Genomic DNA, 25,365 nt, shown 5'->3' on the forward strand with positions numbered 1-25,365 from the left:
TTTTACTCCTTTATATCTCAAATGGATTTGTTTCATTCAAATAACACTCATAAATTCAACTTCAATAAATAAAAGCTATTAAAGAACCTAGAGTTGATATACTATTATCTAAAAGTGTAATTATGCACATTGGTATTGATAAAACATTTGAAATAACTTCAATAATTCCCTCATCTGAACTGTTTCTAAATTTTGATACTTTTGTAGTATTATAATTTTCAATTCCATCATTTATATGTATATCATCGCTTAATTGATAATCTAATTTTTCATCTTTAATATTATAAAATGTTACATACATATTTTTATTGTTATCAATAATATATTGACCATAAGAATAAATACTGTCTGGAAAAGTACAAAAATATGAAAAATTATTATTTTTTAAAAATTTATTATTCATATTAGCTTGTAAAACAAGCAAATTATGCAAAATCATATTATTTGATGTAATGAAATGATAATTCAGAACTTTACCTTTTAAACTTCTAGTGTAAGCATATTGAAATGCAATATTTTCTTCTAAATTTTCATTATTAAAATTTTGAATAGTTGATTCATAGCCTTCAATTAAAGAAAATAAATTACATCCTTTAATAAGCAACAAAAACAAATTGCTTTCAGCAAAGAAACTAAAACCGTTAGTCAATATTGACGGCATTATAATTTTATTTTCTTCTTCAATTTCAATAAAAGATAATTGCTTTTCAAGTGCCTGTTTAGCTATTACATAACACCTTTTGAGCGCTCTATAATATCCTTCTTCTAATTGAATTTTGTTTAGAATTAACTTAATAAATTCTAAAAACTCATCCGAATATTTGCTTTGTCCAATAAATAAAAATGAAGTTTTTTTATTAAAAAATAAGTGTTTTATATTTAAATAAACTCTCTGCCATAATTCAGGTCTTTGATCAACAAAGAAATGCATTTTAATTCTATTATTCTCTAACAAATCATTTTTAAAAAGAAAACTATTAGCTAAATCAAAATTTTTCATATCATTAGGATTACAAAAAATAATCAAATTATCACATTCTCGGCTATGTAAATGATTGCTAAAATTTGTTAATTCTAAAAAATTTTGCTTATCGAAATTGAGAACTAGATCATGAAAACCAAAATGCTCGAAACCTTTAACATTTTTCTTTCTTATGTTCTCAAAAAGTTTGCTAGCTTTTTCAATCAAGTTTTTATTATTGAATTCTGGAGAATAATTTACAAAATTAATCTCAATACGTGACATTATTTTCTACCGCTTTCATATTCTTCAATGAGAATACTCATACTTTTGTTTAAATTGCGAAAACCATTTTTTGTTTCTGAAATAATAGTAGAAAAAGGAGAACGAAGATAAATAGGATGATTGGCTTTAAAATTGCCAATTCCCGTTGTGGAATCTTCATCAATAGACTCAACCACAAAATTTATTTTTTGATTTATTTCAAAAATTCTTTCAATATTTGTTTTTTTAAAATCTGTTATCAAACTTAAGGGAATAAAAAATTTCATATTATTAAAAGTTCACACAATTATTCCGTGATTGTTAATATTTTTTACTAAACCACATAAAATATCACCTTTTTTTATCATGATTCCAATTATATATCATTAAATTTAATAATAAGTTAACCATACAAAAAAATAAAAAAACAAGTAATACTTGTCTTTTAATCATCTTCTTCTTTTGGTTCTGACTTAAATAAATCTACAGACTTAGTTTGTTCTTTTTTTCTATTAGCTTCTTGAACTTCAATATCATTTATTTTAATATTGATGTCAAAACCAAATGGAGTTAACAATTGCATAACTAAATAAACAACATATGCATCATCAAGAATTTTATTAACATACAAATCTACTAATTTATCTTTTTTAAAGGTGTATATTTCAAAATGCATATCTAATAATTCAAATGGAGTTTTAAATCATATAAATGCTTCTTGATTTCTTATTAGCATACCAAGATTATCAATTTTTTGATAATGATTTTTAATTTTACTTTTTTTATCTGGGACATTAATGGTAGTTTTATTAATTGTGTTTTTTAAATCAATTAAATATTGCAAGTTATTTGAATCATTTACTCATTTATCAAGAGCATTTGAATTTGATGAACGTAAGTTTAAATTCATAATTTGTTTAGATTCATTTAATAATTTATAACCATCTGGAGTATAGTTATCCTTATCATCAAAAAGAGTTAAATTAACATTTTTGTCTAAATTAATTAACTTAGCAGCTATACCAAAATAAAGCTCATCTTCTGTGATTTCTATCCTGTCTTTATAAAATAATTTTTTGTTTTTTAAAGCTTTTTTATACACTTTTTTAGATAAATTATCTAATTGACATCATTTGGTTTTTCTAAATAATAAATTTTGCATTTTTATGTATTGCTGTCTAGTTCTTGCTTCATACATTTCATACTTTTGAGTGATTAAATTATAGTTTTTTAAATCTTTTATATTATTTGTATTTTTGTAAAAATTAATAGACTCATAATTTATATTAGAGGAATCTCCATCTAGATATTGTGGAGTTAATTCAAAATATTTAAAGAAATAATCCACCAAAATTCTATTATTTATTGAACTAATTACATTAGCTTTTACATATTTTTTAGCTTTTATTGCAAATCAGTAAGTAATTGAACCAGGAATAATCATTGCTAATGATAGCGTTATAAGTGATATTAGTAAAGGAAAATAATTATTATATTTTCTTAATCAAGCATCTTCTGATAGATGATTAGGCGCTCAAAATAAAATCAAACAAAACAGTAAAAAAGTTATTGATAATAACAATAATCCAATACAAAAAATAGATAAACCGGCTCAAAAACCAGAATGAGATAAATATAACTTCGACAAGTTCTTTTTATCAGCATAAAAATTATTTATTTTTTCTTTTACAGTGTTTTTTACTGCTAAAAATTGTTGATCATAAAATTTTTCTTTTGATAAAATCAAATTGTATTTTTCCATCAAGTCCCCTTTCTTTTTTTAGGTAACAATTAAATTATAATATTAATTGGATTTTAAAAATTTAAAATAAAAGAATAGCAATAGTAGGTAAATAAATGAATAAATTAGAAGCAAAAAAAGCAATCGATAGTTTAACTAGAAAAATTAATGCATGAAATATTGAATACTATCAGGAAAATAACCCATCTGTTAGCGATCTTGAATATGATAAGGCTTTAAATGAACTTGAACGATTAGAATTGTTATATCCAGAATTTATAAATGAAAACAGTCCAACAAAAATTTTGGGATCTTTTGCTTCATCTAAATTTACAAAATTCACTCACCAGAAACCTATGCTTTCATTAGCTAAAGCGTATTCATATGATGAAGTTTTAAAATATATAAATAACATTGAAAAAATTGTACCTATTGAAAAAATAAACTTTACAATTGAACCTAAGATTGATGGTTTAAGTATAGCATTGCACTATAAAAAAGGCAAATTAGTAAAAGCAGTAACTAGAGGAAATGGCATAGAAGGAGAGGATGTTACAGATAATATTATTCAAATTAAGTCCATTCCAAAAACAATTAATTATCACAATGATCTTGAAGTTAGGGGAGAAGTATTTATAACTAAAGAGGACTTTAAAAAAATAAATACTAATAATTCATTTGCAAACGCTAGAAATGCAGCAAGCGGTACGCTAAGACAATTAGATTCATCAATTGTTGCTCAAAGAAATTTAAGTGCTTTTTTGTATGAACTAATTAACCCAGAACTACATGGAATATCTACTCAATTTGAAGCTATTCAATTTATAAAAAAACTAGGAATTCCTGTAAATGATTTTGGGAAAGTTGTTGATATTGAAGAACTAGAAGATGAAATAGAAAATTTTTCTGAAATAAAAAACACACTGCCATATGATGCGGATGGATTAGTTATCAAGTTAAATAACATATTATTATGGACAAAACTGGGAAGAACCGCTAAATTTCCTAAGCATTCAATTGCTTTTAAATATGATGTTGAAGTTGCACAAAGTAAAATTGAAAAAATAGTTGCAACAGTAGGTAGAACTGGAAAAATTACATATGTTGCTAATATTGAGCCTGTTGTTTTAAATCAAACTACTGTTAAAGCTGCAACATTGCATAATCATAATTTTATAAAAACAATGAACATAAATGTTGGAGATAATGTCAACATAATAAAAGCAGGAGAAATTATTCCCAAAGTTACTAGTTTAAGTGGAAACAAAGAAAATATTGATTTTTATCAAAAAAATAATACATGTCCTTCATGTCATTCAATTTTAGTTGAATATGAAAACAATGTTGATCAATTTTGTATAAATGATGATTGTGATGACAAAAAAATTAACAATATATATCACTTTTGTTCAAGAAACTGCATGGATATAGTTGGATTAGGATTGTCTACAATAAAGGATTTTTATCCAAAAATAATTAATAAAATTCAAGATATTTTTACTTTATCTGATAAAAAAAATGAAATACTAAAAATACCAAGATATGGAAGACTAAAATTTAAAAATATAATTGAAAGCATCGAAAAATCAAAAAATGTAGATTTTTATAAAGCACTTTTTGCACTAGGAATAAAACAAATTGGACAAAGAGCAGCAAAATTAATAGCAAATGAATATCAAAATTTTAGTGAAATAATAAATGATAAAAATTTATGAAAAATTGAACATATAAAAACTATTGGACCGAAAATGTTGGATAGTATAAAAGATTTTTTTGCCAATGATAAAAATACAGAGCTTGCTTTATACTTAGACACTGTTTTGAATTACAATACAAACAAAAAAAATATTTCAACAATTTTCGCTAATAAAGTTTTTGTTATCAGTGGCAAACTTTCTAATCCTAGGGACTATTATGTTTCAATTATTGAATCAAATTCTGGAAAAGTTTCGTCAAGTGTTTCGTCAAAAACAACATATTTACTAATTGGGGAAGATCCAGGAAGTAAACTAGACAAAGCAAAAGAACTAAATGTTGAAATAATAAATGAGGAAAAATTCAATAGTTTTTTAAAATAACTCTTTTTTAAAAAACCTATAAAAAAGCTTAATATGTAAAATGAAAACGGAATTTTCCCGTTTTTTTTTTTTTTTTTTGTAAGTACTTTTTTGTTGTATTATAAATGCGAAAAAAATCTGAAGAAAATATTATTATAAAAAGGATATATATAAGATTCTTATTAATAATTTATTTAGATGATTTATTTGAAAATAATAAAGTGCAGAGATACATAAAAAATAAAAAAGAGGTATTTATGAGTTTTTTAAAGAAAAGAAAAAGCAAAATACTTATTGGTACAGTAGCAGCCGGTTCAGTTTTATCTATATCAACTGGACTATTAGTTTACGCAACTTCATCTAGTAATGATTCTGGAATAGGAATTGTAAGTAATGGTGCAGTTAACAGTTATCTTTCTCAAGATAAAAATGGAATTGATTCAAAAGCTAAACCATCGTCAACAGATTACAAAAAATCTAAAATCATTATTACAGATGATATTGAGAAAATTCAACTGCCTTCAGAAGAACCGCCTAAGCCTAAACCCGACCCAGTCCCAGAACCTCCAAAACCAGAACCTATACCAGAACCACCTAAACCAAAACCAGAACCTCCAAAACCAAAGCCTGAACCTATACCAGAACCACCTAAGCCTAAACCAGAACCGCCAAAACCAAAACCTAAGCCAAAGCCTGAACCGCCAAAACCAAAACCTCAACCTCAACCTAAACCTGAGCCAAAGCCACAACCTCCAAAACCAAAACCAGAACCTGAAGTTGTTAAAAAGCCTCTTGTTATTAATGGAGTTACAGTTCAAGCTAATGTTAAACCAAGAAAAGAAAGAGTTGTTTCTCAAAGAGATAAAGAGAGAAAAATTGCCAATCCTAAACCTTATACAAATATAGTTGTTGATAAGCTTCTTGGTATTGAGGTAACTGATGAACTTAGGAAAAAGACTATAGAAAAAGCATTGAATCCGGGAGATAATGACAGAATTGGATTATTTAATGATTTTAGACTAACATCAATAACAAATAATGCAAAAACACTTGAAGAAGCCGAAAAGCTAATAAACCTTAGCGATAATGATAGATACAATTGACAAAATGTTTTACAAAGATTTCAAAGATTGTTAAATTCACCTAGAGTTGTTGAGTTTTTAAAAGAAGAAGCTAAAAAAGAATATCCAACAAAGAAATTCAATACAGAAACACAAAGATATGTTTGATTAATTCAAAACTTAGATCAATCAAAATTTACAAAAATGTCATCACAAGCTGAAAAATACCTTAAAGAAGGATTGACAATTGATCCTAGAAATACATATGTAAACGAAAATGGTGAGCTTGATTCATGATCATATGCACCACCTGACGAATTTAATACTGTCGTAAGCACAATGAAAAAAGACAATCAAAATAAAACATTTTGACATAATGACCATTGACCAAGACCATCTGGAAGTATTCTTACTGGTGAATATCCAGGATGAGAAAAAACAGATGTTACAAGTACTCCTGAATATTCTAAATACAATGTTAGTCACAGCGATGGCATAAAAATAAGCACAATGCGTAAAACCAATCCTGAAAGTGGAAAGAGAAATCATGGTATTGTTGTTGAAATTGATGCAGCAAATCCTTCTGGTTATGCAAAAACTTTAGAACTTATTAAAAAACTTAAAGAAGATAAAAAAGAAGTTACTTCTTATAGAATTTTCAACATGGGTGAAACTAGTTCAAGTCAAAAATTTAAGGAAATTTTATCTGAACTACCAAATGAATTACCACAATTAGAATTATTCTTTTCAGCTAATGCTACTAATACATCATCATTAATTGCACTTGAAAATAAAAATATTAAAGAATTATCTCTTTATACTCAAGGTAATTCTCTGCTTACTCAATGATCATTTAACCCATTAGCTCTTAGAAATACAGAATGAATTAATACAAATGATTATAATGTTAGTTCACATTATCCTAAAAATTCAAACATTGCAACTAGAATAACTTTTGACACTATTGCATTTGATCAAGAAGACTATAAAGGTGATCAAAATTTCGATAGAATTAATGATGGTCTTAGATTAGTATATTTCACAAGAAATAATGAAAAATTCTTCCAAGGAGCTTTTGGACCTGGTCTTGAACCAGATCATAATGAAAGCAATAATAGTTATCCAATGGGTCTTGATTTTTCACGTGTTCCTAATATTAAATCTCTTAGAGGGCTCATTTTTCATGATATTGAAGGAAAAAATCAAAAACCAAGAAAAATACGTAGATTAACTCTTTACAATAATGCAGAAACTTTTGAAATTAGCGACAATGAGCTTGATAAAGCTTCATTCCATCACATGGTGACAGGTGAACCCTGACCACCAAAAACAGAAATCAATTTCAGTAATGGCAACATAACTAAAAAAATTAGAATAACATCAAAGGATAGACTTTCAGGTGATGCTCTAAGAAATCTAACATATTTCTTTAAATACAATGATGCAATTAAAGCTTCAAACACTATCCAAGTTCCAGAAGATGCAAATGAACTTAGAGATCAACTTAAATCAAATGGTTATAATGTTGAAACAAGCAATGATGTTTACATACCATAGAATTGTAGGAAATTAAAATGAAACAGAAAAAAATTTTATTAAATCTTTTAAGAACATCTTCATTATTGTCACTACCTATTTTTACAATCGCTATTTCTTCACAATGTGACGTGCAAGATAATTCAAAGAAAGATAGTGATGATATTGATAATAGCAATAAAGAAAAAGATGGCTCTAGTTCAGCAAAAACTGGCAGTAATACAAGAAAAGATAGTTCTAGTTCAGTAGAAATAGATAATAGTAATTGAGAAAAATTTGAAAAAAATATTAAATCTATTGATAATTTAGAATCAATTGCAAGCCTTGAATTTTATATTAATGGATTTAAAAGAGATAAGTCACAAGTGTTGCCAACTGAAGCAAAAGAAAATATTGATGCTGCAAAAATAAATGTCAAAAATAACCAAAACATAATGGCTTATATTTTAAATATTGAAACAGAAAAAAATGCAAATGCAACTGGGCAAATAGCCATTAATGTTCAGTTTCAAGACAATGAAAGTAAAAAAATAGTAACTAAAAAATATACAGTTTCAGGTTTTAAAACTAATAACGGTCAACATCATTCATCAACAATACCAAGTGTTGCTGCAATAGAAAAAAATGAATTATTTAAATACCAAGAATTAAGTCAAAAAGAACGTTTTCTTCAAGATAACAAAAAATATATGGAAAGCCTTAAAAGACAAATATCAACTGATGGAGATTTTAAATCAGCTAGACCTGAGCTTTCAAAAACCAGTCATGAAAATATCAAAAAATTTAATGACTTAGCAGAAAAAGTTGGATTTGATACATATGAAAATGCTGCATTTAAAGGTTTTACACTCCCTGTTTATAATGATAAAGGTGATGTTAAGGGTCTAATGATTAATGATAGGCCCGAAACAAATAAAGGCCCTTCTTCAATAGACTCATATGGTAGAGAACACGAGAAAACTAATGGTTTAGCGAGAACAATTCCTAATGAAGCATATAAAACAATGATTGAACAAACTTTTCAAGTTAAAATCACAGGTAAAAATATGTTTACCAAAGAAATAAATGAAGCACAATCTTATATTAACTGAGCAAATAGACAAAGTGATAAAGAATTCAAAGAATGGTTAGAAACACAAGAAAAACAACACAACATAAACCGTGATTATGAATTAGAAAAATTAAACAAACGTCTTCAAAATGCACCTGAAAGTGTAAAAGATGGAATTAGAAAAATCATTGAAGAGACTAAAACTAAATTTGAAAATGATTGAAAAGAATTTGTTGGACAATATGGTACTAAAGATTTATTCATCAAAACTTTTCAAAAAAACATAGAAGAATATAAAGAAAAAGCAGCTAAAGACACTGAAAACAAATTATCTATATCAGAAAATGGAACAATGTGAATTTTGGACTATGCAATAGATTCAAATGGAGCTACAAAGTTTTATTTTGGAACAAACTCACACGTTGCCAAAGCACTCACAGAAAAATTACTTGGTTTATCAATTCTTAGGATTAATAATAATGTGGGGGTTGGAGATACATTCAGAATAAGTGAACTTGATCCAAATTTCACTCGTTTTATTATGTCTCCTAAAGAAAATAATGGTTTTATAACCAAAATTTTCGATGGAACAGATTTCATGAAAACAAAACCTAGTGATTTTCTAGCAGATGAACAAAAAAGTAAATTTCAAGATGTTGAAGAATTTATAGATTTTGCAATACTTGAAATTGACTTTTCTAAACTTAATTTAGCAACTGATGTAACTGTGCTTTCAAATAATCAAAATAAAACAGGTGATTGAAAAAATAAGACTCATGCAGAATTTGCAAAATATGTTACAAATGATTATGAAAAAAATACATCTAAACACATTAAATTTTTATCTAAACCATTTTTAGATAATTATGAATCAGTAGATAGAAAATTAATTTTTAATGAACCGGAAGAAGCAAATAAAGAACTTGATAAAGTGGATCAAATTTTTATAGCAGGATATCCAACATCTGAAGGTGATTATTTCTTAGAAAAATATGTTGAACAAGATCAAATAGATCAATCTAAATGAAATTTCTCACTTTGAGTAAATTCAGATTATAGATACTATAAAAAATTAGCGAAAAAAGAAGGTCAACAATCATCATATACTGATTCTGAGTTAAATAGAGGTAACTTCCTTTCATATCAAATAGGATATCGTTCTTTTATTGACAAACCAGGTGTTACAGATGCTTTTTTAGCTGTTTCTCGCGTTGGAAATGAATTATATAATTTAGATGGTAAAAAATATATAAATTATGGATTAACTTATATGCCAAGATTTTATGCACCAGCTGGTGGTGCTTCAGGTTCAAGTGCTAGAGCAAAAGAAAATAAAGTTTTCGGTGTTGTTCATGCATCTAACAATACAGCAAAAACTAGCTTAATAGCAGCTTTAAGATCAAATGGTCATGACTATCAAAAACTTTTTGGAAATTACAATTTACCGCAATACGATTTAATTTATGGTGGTGGAAAAGATCAAAAGAAATCATATAGAGAAGCATTAAAAGAAAAATATAAATCAAATTCATCATTTAGAACAAACATTTTTAAAGATGGATTTGAAGAAACAAATATTCCTGAAGAATTTAAATTTAAAAATAATCAAAAAAATAGATAGTATTTTTATCTAATTCAATTATAAATAAGGAAAATATGACAAACACTAAAACTATCGAATATAATAAAAAAATATATGATGATAGTCAAAATATTGCAGAATCAAAAAGAATTAATATAACAGCAAATATTTATAAAGCTATTATGCTTTTATATTTATTTGTCTCATTTATAACAATATTATTTACAATAAAAAATAGCTTTTTTAACCAAAAGAATTTTTCTGATTTGAAAATTATTTTTGACTTCTCATCCAAGGAATATGAAGGATGAAATTGATTAATTATTTTTAGAATATTAATTATTTCGTTTATTTATTTTTATCCTCTACTTAAAGGATTTATCAATATAAATAAAAATAAAGAACATATAAAAATTTACTCCATTTGGTTCACTTTATATTTAGTTTTATCATTAGTAGGATTTTCATTATTTCATTTAGTACATGTTTCTGATACTACCAATGTTAAAAATTTACTTTATGCTTTAATACCAATATTATTAGTTGATATTTCATACACTTTATTTAATTACTTTATTAAAAGAAGATTGTTCCCTATTGTATTTTCAAGCAAAACTCCTCTTATTATTGATATCGTTTCTAGAATCACTCTTTGTGCTTTGACAATAACAGTTTTTATGTTTTGAATAGGGGAAAACCCATCCGGAGAAGCATTATTTAACAATAAATTTTACAATTGACTACATCAGCTTTTTAATACTAAAAGTATTACTAATTTATTAATAATTACTAGCTTATCATTAATAATTGGATTACTTTTAACTGGTTTAAAAATTTATTCTATCTATGAAATAATTTATAGACAGTATGATTTTGTTAATTTTAAAAGTAGAATTTCATTTTACTTAACAACATTGAGTGCAATTTTAATTTGATTACTTTCTCTTTTTAGCTTAAAAATACCGACAAATAATTACTTTAGGCCAGAAGAAATTAATTATTTAGGGCTTTTATATGGAATAAGCAACATTTTAATTGCTTCATTATTTGCATTTTTAGTAATAACTAACTTTTTTAACAAAAAAATAGTTCTGAATAGTAACCTACTTAATGTTTTATATCTTGCTTTCTTCCAACTTATATCATGAACAATTTTTCTAATGTCATCATTTGCAAAGTATTCTTCTATTGTTAATCTTATTAATTTATTCTTAACAATTTTTTCAAGTGTAACAATGTTCTTTATTTATTATAAAAAGAACAAAATACTTAATTATTTAAACCTTTATTTCGTAGGCATAAACATTGCAATAATTGTTGTAATTTCATTTATATTTGGATTAAACCAAGTGTTATTAAGTGAATCTAATAAGGCTTTTTACATCATTAATTCTCATTTGTCATTAATGCAAATTTTAACAATAATCACAGTGTTTTTCCAACTAGCTTTTATAACAATAGTTACAATTTACATATTTAAAACAATAATAAAAATTTCTAAAGTGGAAAATAAAGAGAAAGTCGAGGCTAAAAATGAAAAAATCAAACAAACTAAATAACGGCGAATTTCAAATTTTTAACTTGTATAAAGAAGCAATTAATTCAGATATTTTTGTAAGTTACGAAAAGGTAGTAGCAAGTTCACTATTAGAATCTAGCCTAGGGTTTAAATCGCCTGAGTACTTAGAATTCGATAGAATGTACAACGAAGGCATAAGCAAAAAATTTGATTTAATTTTTGATTTTTTCATTGTTCACTTTGATGTTGATTTAAAAATAAATATGCAAGCACTTGTTCCTACAATAAAATTTGAAGAAAGTAGCAATGTTGACGGCATCAACTTTAAATCAAATCAACCAGGCAAATTAGGTGATTTTCTGACAAAAATTAATTCAAGAATTGAAACTCTTTTAGAAAAAGGAATGTATGTAGAAATTTTTCCAAATATTGTTGTATTTAAGTCAAAAAATACAAATTCACTAAAAATTGTTTTCGATAGTTCACAAGTTTTATATAGAGGTTAAATATGGACTTTAGAAAACTTGAAGAGAAATTAAATAATTTCAAAAAAATAGAGACGAAAACAAATACAGACAAAAATATTTTGTTAATAGAAATGATTAAACAAAATAAATTGTTAAATTTTTATGTTAATAATTCAATTTATAGTCAAAATATACTTTTAGCAATAAAAAACGAGTATCAAATTACTAATTCTTTAATTGATAAAAATAGTTCTTGATCTAGTTCACTTTTCAAAAAGTTAACAAATTGATTTATAAACAGCAGAGAATTATGAATTTATGTTACTGAAGAACAAAAATTTTCAACAGATTCTTATTCTAGGTATGAAGAAAATATTTTAAAATCAATAAATAAAAAAACAGCTGACTTTATTACAATTGGAAAAAGAGCTAATAAATTTTGTCTTGACAATAAGCTAAACATAATTAAATCTTATAGTGAAAATCAAAAGACAGATGATTTATCTTGAGAGTTAACTCAAATAGTGAAAATTCTTTTTTCCCAAAATAACTATGAAAAACTTCTTTTTGTAATTAATTCAAACAAAAATGTTAATGGTAATTTTACAATATTACCTATATCAAATTTCAATATAAGCAATTTAATTGACAATAAAGAAAAACAAAAAAATATTAATATAAAGAAGTTTAAGATTTATCCTAATATCAACGATTTTATAAATATCAAAATTGATTCTTTCATTGAAAATTCAATTCATTCATTACTTGTTGAATCATCATTTTATAAAGCAAAAGTTGGGCTTGTAAGAATGAATAAAATATCCAATGAATTAGAAGAAGAAATGAAAAAAATTAATAAAAAAATAAATAGAATTAAGCGAGAAATTGAAATTGAAGAAATAGTTCTTTTAACAAGCAAAAATAATAGGATTATTAAATAAGAGGTGTTAAAATGTCAACTAAATATTTTAAAACTACAATCAGTTTCATATTTGACAAAAAGATAATGCTTGATAATTCTGAAGTATTTGTTTACTTAAATGATGAAAATGAATGAGTTAAAGTAACAAATAACTCGATATTTGGATATGAAATAGTACTATTAAAAATTTATGATCACATTAATGAAAAGGAATTTTACATTTTTGCAAAAAACTCAAATATCATTGCAGAAAATGACAACATTTACATTAATACAACAAGTTATCTTGATTTTTATCAAATTTCTAAAGTTAAGAAAAGCATAAATGAAAATATTAAAATTTTAGATAAAAAAATAGCTTCATTAAAAAATATGCAAAAAATAGGTATGGATTTAGAATTATTTTTAAAACTTAAAAAAATTAAACAGGAGCAATATATCTTAAGAAATACTCATAAATTTAATCTTAAGAAAATTGAATTAGACTATGAAAATTAAAAAAATATTACTAAATAGAGTCTTCGCTTCAACATTATTTATTTCTTCTCCAATTGTTTTAATAAGTGCTGGTGAAGCAAATGGTAAACCAGATGATAAACCAACCAAACCTCAAGAACCAAAAAAAGAAATTGATAAAAATTTTGATAAATTTAAACAATTAGCTGAAAATAAAATAAAAGAAGCTATAGACAAAGCTATTGATGAAACAATTTCATTTTTAAAAACTAAAGTAGATAAAATAGGCTCCCTTGACAAACCTGATGATAAATATTATGAAAAACTAGAACAAAAAATTCATTTATTATCTTTAATAAGTTATTTCAAAAATAATAAACAAAAAATTATCAAAAAACCTGATGAATATGGTTTTCCTGTTAGATTCCCATATGTTATTGCTAATGAAAAGAAATATAATGTTGGTATAGTTAAGTTTAATGGAAAAACCTATAATAATATAAAAATGGGAAAAGATAATAAGCTAAATTATTCAGAGCTTATTAATCCTGAAAAAGGCGACTTAATTACAATAGATAGTAAAAGTGATAACTTTATAACTGAAGATAGATTTAAAAAAGAACTAGAGAAATATACAAATGAGCTTATAATGCAAGCAAAAAGAATGGTTGATGCAGATAAAGATATACCTAAAATTGGAAAAGACATTTTTTTAATTGATAAAGAAGTAAATGATCCTGCTAATCCTTCTCTAAAAGTTAATGGTCTGATAATTAGTTCTCCAGTTGGTTTTAAAACATGATCTGAATACATAATTAATAGAATAAAACCTAAATTTGTTGAATTTGATTTAAAACAAAATGAACAATATATTGAAGAAGTACATCAAAATAATGCTAAAAAAAGACCAGTTGCCCCTGTTGTAATTCCTCCTCTTGTACCAAAAAAAGATTTAGATGCTATAGAAATTCATGATGCTAACGAAGTTCCTTTAGAAATACCATCTTTAAAACCATTGATTTCATACAAACATCTAGGCAAGTCAATGACTGAATTAAAAAATATCTTCGATAGTTCCTCTCCAGATGAAAAAAACAAGATGTTTTTCTTTAATAACCCTATAAATACAAGATATAAATATTTTGTTAAAAATTTATCTATATCAAATGTTATAAATAAAACGCAATTAACTGCTACTGTTCAAATTACAGACACTGCAGCACAATCTGATGTTTCAAGAAATTATGCAATTGATGTTGAAATGTCAAATAACAATTCAAAAAATATACAATTTTTACTTGAAAATCAAATTAGAATTATCAGAGAAAATTTTGTTAAGCTTTATAAATCAGTGGGCTTGGATGAAAGACTTAACTATCCAGAATTAGGGAATAATGCATTAATGGAAACTATGAATGCTATAGTTGCTGGAGCTGTAGGTGTAATTAATAAAGATAAAATAGTAGAAAAATGATCTTCAATTAATGATAAATACAAAAATCATAATATTGATTTTAATAATCCCAATAATAAATATGTTGTTCAAAGTTCAAATGAAATTCTTAGTGAAATATTACTGGCATTACATGAATCAGATATAAATGGTAAATACTATTGAAATGCATTGGCAGATACATATGATTACATTTTAAATGATAAAGAATCTGGTTTTAAAAGTCATTTGGAATCAGAAGAATCTAAAAAAGCTATTAAAGAAAAATTTAAAGAATTAAATTTAGAAGTAAAATACATTGATAAATTAGTTGATCTTTTAAATTTTAGAATTTTAAAATTCAAATCATTATCACAAAAATCTTCTAAATGAGTAAATTCATTGAATTTACACAAATGATTTGATGAATATATTTCTGATTCATCAATTATTAAAAATAAAATAGACATTTTATCAAAATTGTTAGATACCAAGAAACCAGCTAAAGCCTCAAAAGAAGAAAAAGAACTTATTGATAGTTACAATGAAGCTGTAAATATAATAAAAAATAGTGAAAGAAAAATTAATAATTCTAAAACAATTATTGGATCAATATTCATTGCAATTAGTTTAATGTTTATTATTGTAAGTATAATAATTTTCTTAATTAAAAAACAAAAAATAAAAGGCAAAAATTTCAAAACTGTTTTAACTGTTAGCGGAATTATTTCATTAATGATAACAGTTATTGGATTAATTATGTTAATCTTAGGAATTAAAGGATAAAAATGCAAAAAATAGATAATACAGTAAAAAAAGTTGAAAATGGATCCCTACCAAAAGTAAGTGCCATATTCGACTATATGATAGTAGTAAACGGAAAATTTAATTACAAGCAACAACAAATTTTTACATCAACAAAAAATAAAGATGTTAAATTATTCTTAATGAGTGCTACAACTGATTCAGCTTATTTATTAGCAAATGAAGAAGGAAAAAAAATTTCAATTGGCGATGAAATTACATTAGTTTCTCAAGATAATAAAGTAACTACTACAAAAGATCATTTTGGTAAAGTGATTGATATATATGGTAATGCAGTATTGCCAGAAAAAAAAGTAATTTTTCCAAGTGCAAACAGCACAAGCTCCGATACTTTTAAATTAGCTCATGATTTAATGAAAGTTAAACGACTTAATGAACAACTATATACGGGTATAACAAGCATCGATCTTTTAATTCCTATTGGTAAAGGTCAAAGAGAATTGATTATTGGTGACAGACAAACTGGAAAAACACATATTGCTCTTAATACTATTATTAATCAAAGTCAAAAAAGCATTAAATGTGTTTATGTGGCAATAGGTCAAAAAAGAGAAAATATCTCAAAAATTTATAATACACTAAAAGAATTTAATGCTCTTCAACATACTATTATTATTGATGCCCCTGCTATTAGCGCCTACGAACAATATTTAGCTCCTTATGTTGGTATGGCACATGCAGAAAACATTTCTTTAAATGATGATGTCTTAATAATTTTTGATGATTTAACTAAACATGCAAATATTTTTAGAGAAATGGCGCTTTTAAGTGATAGACCAGTAGGTAAAGAAGCAATGCCTGGTGATATGTTTTTTGCACACTCACAATTATTAGAAAGAGCTGGTGCATTCAAAGATAGAAAAACCATTACAGCACTTCCAATTGTACAAACAATAGATGGTGACATTACAAGTTTAATTTCTTCAAATATTATTTCTATTACTGATGGTCAAATAGTTACAAGTAGTAAATTATTTTCTCAAGGTGTGCTGCCAGCTATTGATATAGATTTTTCTGTTTCAAGAACTGGTTCAAGCGTACAAGATAGAACTATAACTAAAATAGCTGCTGAAGTCGGAAAAATATATAGAAAATATAAGAGACACCTTAAGTTATCTATTTTAGACTATGAATTAAACAAAGAAATAGCTCTTTTAATGTACAAAGGTAAAATGATTACTAAATTATTTGAACAAAAAGGTTACTCAATTTACTCACATAACTTTGTACTTATAATGACAAAAATTATAAGTTGATCATTAATAAAAAATATTAAAGATGAACAAAAAGCGCTTCAATTTATTGATGAATTTATTACAAATTATCCAGAAGGAATAAAACAATTTGAAAGCATAAAAGCTAATGCTGAATATGATGATACATTGGTAAAGAATTACTTTGCTTTTGCATTAAAAGAGTATTCTGATTATGCAAATTTAGGTTGAGATATAGATTACGATTATGAATTTATGCCTATTTCAAAGGACTTTTTAGAAAATACAGCCATCAAGTTAGGAGATAAATAATGACAGGAAAAATTGTAGGAATTTCAAGTGATGTTATTGAAGTTCAGTTTGAAAACGCTAAATTACCATCTGTAAATGAATTATTAACAACTCATGATGGCAAAACATATTTGCTTGTTAAAAGCATTGTAAATGAATCAACAATTAAAAGCATAATTATATACTCATCAACTCAAATTTCATTATCAGACAAAATTGAAGCTACAGGTAAAAGTTTCATGGTTCCTGTTGGTAAAAACGCAAGGGGTAACATTTATTCCTTCCGCGGAGTTGCACTAGATAATAATAGTTCTAAAGCTCCCAAATTAATTGAAATGAATTCAATTATGAATCAAAAAAGGGATTTAAGCACTAAATTTGAAATTGTAGAAACTGGAATTAAAGCAATTGACTTCTTTATTCCTATTGTTAAAGGTTTTAAACTTGGTATTTTTGGTGGTGCTGGTGTCGGAAAAACTGTTTTAATGAAAGAAATTATTTTTAATATTAGTAGTAAGTCAGAAAATATTTCAAATATTTTTATTGGATCTGGTGAGCGTTCTAGAGAAGCTATTGAACTTTATGAAGAGTTAAAACAATCAAATCTTATGAAAAACTCAACAATGTATATATCAAAAATGAATGAATCAGCAGGAGCTAGAATGTCTATTGTTCCAATCGGTATAACAGCTGCTGAATATTCAAGAGATTATGATAAGGAAGATGTTTTACTATTTATTGATAATATCTATCGTTTTGTACAAGCAGAAAATGAAGTTAGTGCATCACTTGGCAAAAAACCTTCTGTTGGTGGTTATCAATCTACTCTCGAAAGCGATGTTGCTAATGTACAAAATAGATTATTTAAAAATGAAAATGGTGCTATAACATCATTTCAAACAGTATTCTTGCCTATGGATGACTTAAGTGATCCTTCAGCTGTTGCTGTGTTTAATCACTTAGATGGAAATATGGTTCTTTCTCGTGAACAAACATCAAAAAATATATTTCCAGCTTTTGATCCGTTAGCTAGCTCATCGATTTCTGTTGATGAAAAAATAATATCTAAAAGACATTTTAATGCAATTATTGAAGCAAAAAGAATTCTAAAAGCTTACAAAGATCTTGAAGATGTTATCTTAATTCTTGGTTTTGATGAACTTGATGCAGAAAGTAAAATAATTGTTAAGAAAGCTCTTCAACTTGAAAACTTTTTTACACAAAACTTTTTCATGACAGAACACTTTACAAAATCTCCTGGTCAGTATGTTCCATTAGATGAAACTATTGAAAGTGTTATCAGAATTACAGAGGGTAAATACATAAAACAAAGCCCAGAAATATTTGCATATGTTGGATCTGCTTTAAATATACCAACTGATAGTGAATTAGGTTTATAATAAAAAAGTCCATTTTGGGCTTTTTTATTTATTAAAAAGACTATAAAAAAGATAAAAAAAGAAAAAGGCATTTTGCCTTTTTTCATAAATTAAATTATTAAATGTCTCAATCAGATAAATCTGGCAACATTGTGATACATACTGCTTCAGGACCTGTATGTACAGCCACAGCCGATGGAATAAAACCACTTAACTTAGGTGCAATGTTGTGTTTAGATAATATATTTTTTACATTTTCAACTAAAATGTCATTGCAACCTTGAAAAATATGAAATTTAAATTTTTTTGGATCAAATTCTTTGGAATATTCTGATCCAAAAGTTATCATTTTGTCGATCATTTTATTTAAAGCGCCTTTTTGAGTTCTTCCTATCCCACCAGTTGAAGCCTCATTTTTATAAAATTTAACATAAGGATTAAGACCAATTAGTTTAATTCCTCTAAGAAGAAATTTCTTAAATGAACTAACCCTTCCGCCTTTAATCACATAATCTACAGAAGGAGGAAAAACATATATTATTGACTTTTCCATTATTTCATCTAATTTTTTGATTACAGATTTCATATCGCCATTATTTGCTTCATAATATTTTGTAATATAATCTACAACATCAAAATATTGTTCTCCTGCTCAAGAGTTATCATAAACATATACATTTGGGTATTCGCTAGCAATTTTAACAACTTGTTGATATGTAGAAGAAAGAGCACTACTTATACAGAAAACTAATACATCATCAAATTCTTTGCTTTTTTGTTTAATAACTTCTGACATGAGTTCAAGATTTGGTAATGATGATTTAGCAACCTTTGAATTTTTAATTTTTTCAAGAACATGCTTTTGTTCATAGCCACCAAAATCTGTAAAAATTTCACCATCTATATCTGTTCTAAAAGGAAAATAACCATAATTATTTTCTTCCATAAATTCAGGTGTTTTAGATGAAAATGAATCAAACACAAAGCCTAATTTTTTTGTCATTTTTTCTCCTTGTTTCAATAATTATACATTATAGTAATATTTAACCATTAATTTTTCAACCATTATATCCTCGAGATTTTCTGGTAGATTTTCGTATATTATCAAAGCTCTTTTGAAGTTATTTATTTTTTCAACAAAAGTTTGCAATTTTAAATATATTTCTGAATCAATTAGAATTTTGCTACAAATATCTTTGCTTATAATGAATGTATTAATTTTTCTAGAATGTACATAATTAAAAATATTTTGATCGAGTTCTTTTATATAGAAACCTATATTAGGAAATTTATTGTCATATTTATAATTTTCTACAGTGCTCAATAAGCTGTTAATAAGATCATAATTGAAATTATTTTTAGTTGGTTTAACAATGGCGACTGTATTTTTTCTTGTATAAGATGTTAAATTTTTAAAATCTAAATTATTTGTTTCTATCATTATTAAATCATTATTATTTTCTTCAGAAGTTATCAAATATTTATTTCAAATATTTGTATACACAAATTTATATCATGGAAGTTGCATGAAGAATTCCATATCATGATTTGTAAATCCAAGAATTCTATTTTTTAAATACTTTATGTTAGTGTTATTATTATTGCCATATTCTTTAACATAAAAAGGTTCTTTAGCATACTCTTGCATAGTGTTTTTATTAAAAAATTCTGCAACTTTGTTTGTATATTCAACAAAATCACTACTATGATCCATGTTATCAATAAATCATGAACCATATTTATCAAATGAATTACCGTTTTCTAAATTATGAACTAGATATCTTGCTTTATTATTTAATACTTTAATATCATTGCTATTTTTAGGTAATTCAAAGGAAATTAATGCAATATTATTAAAGTATCTATTTAGAGAATTATATTTGATCAAGCTAGCAATCTTTTTATTTCAACAGTTTTCTGCTTTTTTAAGTGATCGTAATGAATTAAAACCAATCATAATGTGCAAAATGCCTTTTTTTAAATATGCTCAACCTGAATGTCTATTTAAATTTAATATTTTTATGATTTGTCTAATATCTTCATTATATAACTTGTGGGTCAAAAAGTACTCATCAATAGAAAGAGCAAAAGACAAATAATAATAATTTGGAAGCTTTAATAAATCCATACTTCCTTGAAGCATGATAAATGGATTATATTTAGTTTGAATTGAATTTATATTTCAATGAATTGAACAAAAGAATGCTTTTTTATCCACTGAAGGATAAAATTTAACTAAAAATTCTTTTTTATCAATATTAAAATTGACATCTTTTAAACTCTTGTATGTATCTGTGCCAGAAATCATGTCAAAATTTAACCTTGTTGAAATACTAAAACGTTGTTCAAATTTTTTTGAAAAAATATATTCTCTTATCTTATCATGCGATTCTTTATGAAAATAATTAATGAAATTTTCAAAATTTATTGTTTCATCAATTTCTATTCCAACAGATGAATCATCAAAATTTAATGAGCCACTTATTTTTTTATCACTAAGCCTAACAACAGATCCTGAATTAGGATTTATTTTAAAAAATAAAATGCCATTTGTGTTAAATGAATTTACTTTTGCTACTTTTTTATAGGTGAAATAAAACAAAATGCCTATGAAAAAAAGCAAATTTATAACAAAAAATATTCATAAAGTAATTTCAACAGCTTGTGGCATTTTTTTCATCCTTTATATTGATTTAATTATCTTTTAGTAGTCTAACGGATTGGTGATTTTTTGCTAATGATTTAACACCTTGTGTAGCAAAATGAACAACTATAGTGTCTCCATTAACTTCAAGAACTTCACCTTCACCAAAAAATGTGTGACTTATAACATCTCCAACTATAATTTTTTTGTTTCTTAATTTTATTTTTTTCTCATCATCAAATTCATCATTAACTAGAACTGAATTATCTTTTTGAAGTATATGCTTGCTAACATTAATTCCCATTTCTTTAAGAAAACGAGAAGGCTTTTTCTCAGTATTTGTGCTTAAAAGCATTCCACGCGAATCACTAACAAAGAGTTTTTCTTTTGCTCTGGTTATGGCTACATATACAAGTCTTCTCTCTTCTTCAATTGATTCATCAGATTTGCATGAACGATAATGTGGAAAAACTCCTTCACTCATTCCAACTAAAAATACATTATCAAATTCTAATCCTTTTGATGCATGAACAGTCATAAGAGAAACGAAATTTATAGAATCAGTAGATGCATCAGAAGCTGACATTAATGAGATATACTCAAAATAATCCGCTATTTTTTTTGTTGGATTTTCAGTTTCTCAAACTTTAATACCTTCTAGCAGAACTCTAATATTTTCTTCACCAGTTCCTCTTAAACCTACATCATCATTGATGTAATCAAAATAGCCTATTGCCTCAAGAAATTTTTCTAAAACTATATGAATTTTATTAGATTTTAGTGCTACTCTAAATCTATTAACAATATTCAGAAAGGATACAATATTCGATTTTATTTCTGTGGAAACCGGTAATTCTCTAAAATGATTAATCAAAGTTTTATAAATAGATAATTTTTTTTCTTTAGAAAATTCAATTATCTTGGAAAGAGTAACTTCGCCAATTTTTCTTGGTGGAATATTAATAATCCTTAACAGTTGTAAATCATTGCCATCATAAATAACTCTTAAAAAAGCAAGTGCGTCTTTAATTTCTTTTCTTTGGTAAAACTTTTCACCACCAAAAATTTTGTAATTTATATTTTCATTCATAAGTTGTTCTTCAAAATTACGAGAATAACTATTAGAACGGTAAAAAATAGCTATATTTTTAAGTTGAATTTTTTGCTTTTTGAGATCATTAATTTTTTGTACAACTCATCTAACTTCTGCTTCAGGACTAAAAGCATGCATAAACTCAATAGATTCACCTTCAACATTATCAGTTTCTAATTTTTTATTGAATCTTAATTTGTTATATTCAATTAATGAGTTTGCTGACTCAAGAATTTTTTTAGTAGAACGATAATTTTTGTTCAAAATTATTGTTTTTGTGCCTTCAAAATCTTTATCAAAGTTCAAAATTAAATTAACATCAGCACCTCTTCATCTATAAATAGTTTGGTCAGGATCTCCAACAATAGTTAATTGTGCTTTTTCAGAAGCTAAATATTTAATAATTTCATATTGAATAGCAGAAGTGTCTTGAAATTCATCAACTAATATATATGAATATTTTTTTGCTCATTTTTTAGCTATTGTAGGGTTTTTTGCAAATAATTCATCTGTTTTAATGAGTAAATCGTCAAAATCAAGACTTTCTAGTGATTGCAACTTTTCATTATAAATATTGTAGATTTTAACTATTTTTTCACCACTTCCAAAAAACTCATTTTCAGGATTTGAATTAATATGATCAACTAAGGCATCATAATCACATTCTGTATTTTTTGCTCATGAAAAGAAAGAAATTATGTTTTTAAAACTTACATCTGAACTATCCATTTCCAAATCTTTGAAAATAGATTTTATAATGTTTTTTTTATCATTATTGTCAATTATTTGAAAATCATGCTTAAGGTTTACATAAAAAGCCTCTTCCCTTAAAATCTTTGCACAAAGAGAGTGGAATGTAGAAATTTCTGCTTTTTCAGTATTAAATTTTGTATTTGTATATGTAGCAACTCTTTCAGCCATTTCACTAGCAGCCTTATTTGTAAATGTAACAGCTAAAATATATTTTGGAGAAATACCTAGTACATTTATCAAAAAAGCTATTTTACGTGTTAAAACTCTAGTTTTACCACTTCCTGCACCAGCAACTATTCTAAGTGGGCCGTCAAAATACATCAATGCTTCTTTTTGTTCTTCATTTAAACCATCAAATATTCTGTCACGTTGATTTTTGATAACTTTATCCATGAACATTTTATTTACCTTCCACTTCTATTTTCATTTAATCGAATATGTTATATTTTTCATTTTTGTTATAAAAAGGAACTAATTTTGATTCCAAGCTACTCATTGGATTGTAATGTTTAATTCAAACAACTCTTGAATTACTTAATAAATCAATTATGCCTATACGTTTTTTACTTACTATTATCGATAATAGGTCAATAGTCAAAAAAAGTATATAAATAGATAAAAAAATTTTTAAAAAATTATTGGCAAAAGCAAAACTAAATTTTGATGAAGAATTATTGTTTTTAATATATTCTAAAAAAAGCTTAACCTCGTTATGTCTTACACAAAATAATATTAAAATAACTATAAAAAATCAGATTCAAAATGAAAAAACAGATCGTTTAAGATAACATATTATTCTAATTTTTTTTAAATTATTATCTTTTTGATAATCATTATTACTATTATCTAACAGTAGTTGAACTCTGCTTATTAGCATTCCTAGTGTTCTTCCGTCGAGAAAAAAAGGTATTAAAACAAATAAAATTGCAGCCTGTATTACTGATAATATTCAAAACAAATAATATTTTAAAATGAATGAATTTTCATCAACATTAAATTTTTTACTTATAGTTAGGTAAAAAGACAAAATAACAAGTGAAATAAAGCAAAAAATATCAAAAACCCTATAAAATAGTCTTATTCAAAAAGTAACATTTTTGTGTAACATCTACATTTTTTCCAATGCATTATCTCATTTTTCAATATCTGTTAATGTTTTTATTAACTTACTTTCAAAAGTGTTTTTATTTACATAAATATTTGTGTCAAAAAACAAGCTGTCATTATTTTGTTGTCTTTGTAAATATTTGTATAAATCATCTGCATACTTTTTAGAACGTCTTTCAAGAAAATTTGATCGATTTTTGAAATAATTAAAAACCGAAAATCCTTTTCTTCAAGTTTTTAATAATCCAGCAAGAAAAATTTGTAAGAAATAATACTTAGCATACTGAACTTCATATTGAAGTTTTGTATTGCTAGTTTTTAAATTCTCGAGCAATATATCAAATTGAGAAATAAAACTATTTGGAGCTAATCATAAATTAGATGAAATATTCTCACGAACAATACGTTCTCCATAATAAGCATATGAGCAAGCATTAGTTAGCAATATATATGTTAAAAATATACAAAACTTGCTATCATTAAATTCTTTAATTTTTAATCTATCAAACTTATGCAATAGTGTAGATTTAAAAATTTTATTAAAAATAAAAGGGTATGAATATGCTACAACTTCAGGATATTTTTCTATCTTAAAAATTGTATCTTGTGTAACTCTAGGATTAGGTTTTCATCTTATAGAATTAACTAATCTAGGTCTGAATTCAATTATTTCAGTATCATATTTATGAGTTAATTCAATCATTCTACTTACAAAATAGTATCTTCCTACATTGTCAGGAAAAAATATATATGAATATTTACCTTTAACCAAATGAAAAGCAGATAATATTTCTGCTTGAACACTAGTTCTTTTGTTATTCACTATAAATTTAAGTCTTGAACCAAAAAAATCAAGATATTTTTCAATAGTGCCATACATTATTTTTCCAGGATTTGTTAAGGATAAAATCAACTCAAAATCTTGATTATCTTGATACTTATATGTTGACAAAACATTCTTTAAATCAGTATTATTTGAAACATTTGGGACAATTATTGATAACTGCATA

Annotated in this window: 18 protein-coding genes; 10 read left to right on the forward strand and 8 right to left on the reverse strand. The window is 25.4% G+C overall.

From position 1 onward, the window contains the following. Positions 1–10 precede the first annotated feature (10 nt). The 3 genes from JS510_RS01700 to JS510_RS01710 form a co-directional block, all read right to left on the reverse strand. Positions 11–1,246, reverse strand: coding sequence for a glucose-6-phosphate isomerase (locus JS510_RS01700; protein ID WP_205517042.1), 1,236 nt, complete (start codon positions 1,244–1,246; stop codon positions 11–13). After that, positions 1,246–1,593, reverse strand: a complete 348-nt coding sequence (locus JS510_RS01705) for a S1 RNA-binding domain-containing protein (protein WP_205517043.1) — start codon at positions 1,591–1,593, stop codon at positions 1,246–1,248. Before JS510_RS01705 ends, JS510_RS01700 begins: the two co-directional genes overlap by 1 nt. A gap of 77 nt (positions 1,594–1,670) precedes the next feature. Next, positions 1,671–2,987 (reverse strand): MAG2810 family protein, encoded by a 1,317-nt coding sequence (locus JS510_RS01710; RefSeq protein ID WP_205517044.1) that lies wholly within the window; start codon positions 2,985–2,987, stop codon positions 1,671–1,673. Positions 2,988–3,082: 95 nt separating this feature from the next. Between JS510_RS01710 and ligA the strand changes: the two genes are divergently transcribed. The 10 genes from ligA to JS510_RS01760 all read left to right on the forward strand — a co-directional run bounded on the left by ligA (position 3,083) and on the right by JS510_RS01760 (position 18,779). Next, positions 3,083–5,044: an NAD-dependent DNA ligase LigA gene (gene ligA / locus JS510_RS01715; RefSeq protein WP_205517045.1), complete on the forward strand. Its 1,962-nt coding sequence runs from the start codon at positions 3,083–3,085 to the stop codon at positions 5,042–5,044. 236 nt (positions 5,045–5,280) lie between these two features. After that, positions 5,281–7,641 (forward strand): putative immunoglobulin-blocking virulence protein, encoded by a 2,361-nt coding sequence (locus tag JS510_RS01720; RefSeq protein ID WP_205517046.1) that lies wholly within the window; start codon positions 5,281–5,283, stop codon positions 7,639–7,641. A 17-nt stretch (positions 7,642–7,658) separates the two neighbouring features. Beyond that, complete coding sequence (gene mip, locus JS510_RS01725) at positions 7,659–10,292, forward strand: Ig-specific serine endopeptidase MIP (protein ID WP_205517047.1); 2,634 nt, start codon at positions 7,659–7,661, stop codon at positions 10,290–10,292. Between the two features lie 35 nt (positions 10,293–10,327). Beyond that, the gene (locus JS510_RS01730; RefSeq protein ID WP_205517048.1) at positions 10,328–11,812 is read left to right on the forward strand and encodes an MSC_0624 family F1-like ATPase-associated membrane protein; all 1,485 of its coding nucleotides are present in this window, start codon (positions 10,328–10,330) and stop codon (positions 11,810–11,812) included. Then, positions 11,787–12,278, forward strand: a complete 492-nt coding sequence (locus tag JS510_RS01735) for a DUF2714 domain-containing protein (RefSeq protein ID WP_205517049.1) — start codon at positions 11,787–11,789, stop codon at positions 12,276–12,278. Before JS510_RS01730 ends, JS510_RS01735 begins: the two co-directional genes overlap by 26 nt. Positions 12,279–12,280: 2 nt before the next feature. Beyond that, complete coding sequence (locus JS510_RS01740) at positions 12,281–13,180, forward strand: MSC_0622 family F1-like ATPase gamma subunit (RefSeq protein WP_205517050.1); 900 nt, start codon at positions 12,281–12,283, stop codon at positions 13,178–13,180. Positions 13,181–13,191: 11 nt separating this feature from the next. Continuing rightward, on the forward strand, positions 13,192–13,659 hold the full coding sequence (locus JS510_RS01745) for an MSC_0621 family F1-like ATPase epsilon subunit (RefSeq protein WP_205517051.1): 468 nt from the start codon (positions 13,192–13,194) through the stop codon (positions 13,657–13,659). Beyond that, positions 13,649–15,835 carry an MSC_0620 family F1-like ATPase-associated subunit gene (locus tag JS510_RS01750; protein WP_205517052.1) on the forward strand — a complete coding sequence of 729 codons (2,187 nt, stop codon included), beginning with the start codon at positions 13,649–13,651 and terminating at the stop codon, positions 15,833–15,835. Before JS510_RS01745 ends, JS510_RS01750 begins: the two co-directional genes overlap by 11 nt. Before the next feature lie 2 nt (positions 15,836–15,837). After that, positions 15,838–17,400 carry an MSC_0619 family F1-like ATPase alpha subunit gene (locus JS510_RS01755; RefSeq protein ID WP_205517053.1) on the forward strand — a complete coding sequence of 521 codons (1,563 nt, stop codon included), beginning with the start codon at positions 15,838–15,840 and terminating at the stop codon, positions 17,398–17,400. Next, entirely contained in the window at positions 17,400–18,779 is a 1,380-nt protein-coding gene (locus JS510_RS01760) for an MSC_0618 family F1-like ATPase beta subunit (RefSeq protein WP_205517054.1), read from the forward strand. The genes JS510_RS01755 and JS510_RS01760 overlap by 1 nt, the downstream gene beginning before the upstream one ends. A 97-nt stretch (positions 18,780–18,876) precedes the next feature. Here the strand turns inward: JS510_RS01760 and JS510_RS01765 are convergent, their stop codons facing one another. The 5 genes from JS510_RS01765 to JS510_RS01785 are packed head-to-tail and all read right to left on the reverse strand — an operon-like array spanning position 18,877 to position 25,364. Continuing rightward, positions 18,877–19,761, reverse strand: coding sequence for a DegV family protein (locus JS510_RS01765; RefSeq protein ID WP_205517055.1), 885 nt, complete (start codon positions 19,759–19,761; stop codon positions 18,877–18,879). 21 nt (positions 19,762–19,782) lie between these two features. Next, positions 19,783–21,438, reverse strand: coding sequence for an MHO_4530 family protein (locus JS510_RS01770; RefSeq protein WP_205517056.1), 1,656 nt, complete (start codon positions 21,436–21,438; stop codon positions 19,783–19,785). A gap of 13 nt (positions 21,439–21,451) precedes the next feature. Next, positions 21,452–23,641 carry a UvrD-helicase domain-containing protein gene (locus tag JS510_RS01775; protein WP_332873702.1) on the reverse strand — a complete coding sequence of 730 codons (2,190 nt, stop codon included), beginning with the start codon at positions 23,639–23,641 and terminating at the stop codon, positions 21,452–21,454. Positions 23,642–23,675: 34 nt separating this feature from the next. After that, positions 23,676–24,356 carry a hypothetical protein gene (locus JS510_RS01780; protein ID WP_205517058.1) on the reverse strand — a complete coding sequence of 227 codons (681 nt, stop codon included), beginning with the start codon at positions 24,354–24,356 and terminating at the stop codon, positions 23,676–23,678. Continuing rightward, positions 24,357–25,364, reverse strand: coding sequence for a glycosyl transferase (locus JS510_RS01785; protein ID WP_205517059.1), 1,008 nt, complete (start codon positions 25,362–25,364; stop codon positions 24,357–24,359). It abuts the gene before it with no gap. Position 25,365: the final 1 nt, after the last annotated feature.

The sequence above is a fragment of the Mycoplasma tauri genome, from assembly GCF_016925555.1.
GTDB lineage: Bacteria > Bacillota_I > Bacilli_A > Mycoplasmatales > Metamycoplasmataceae > Mycoplasmopsis > Mycoplasmopsis tauri.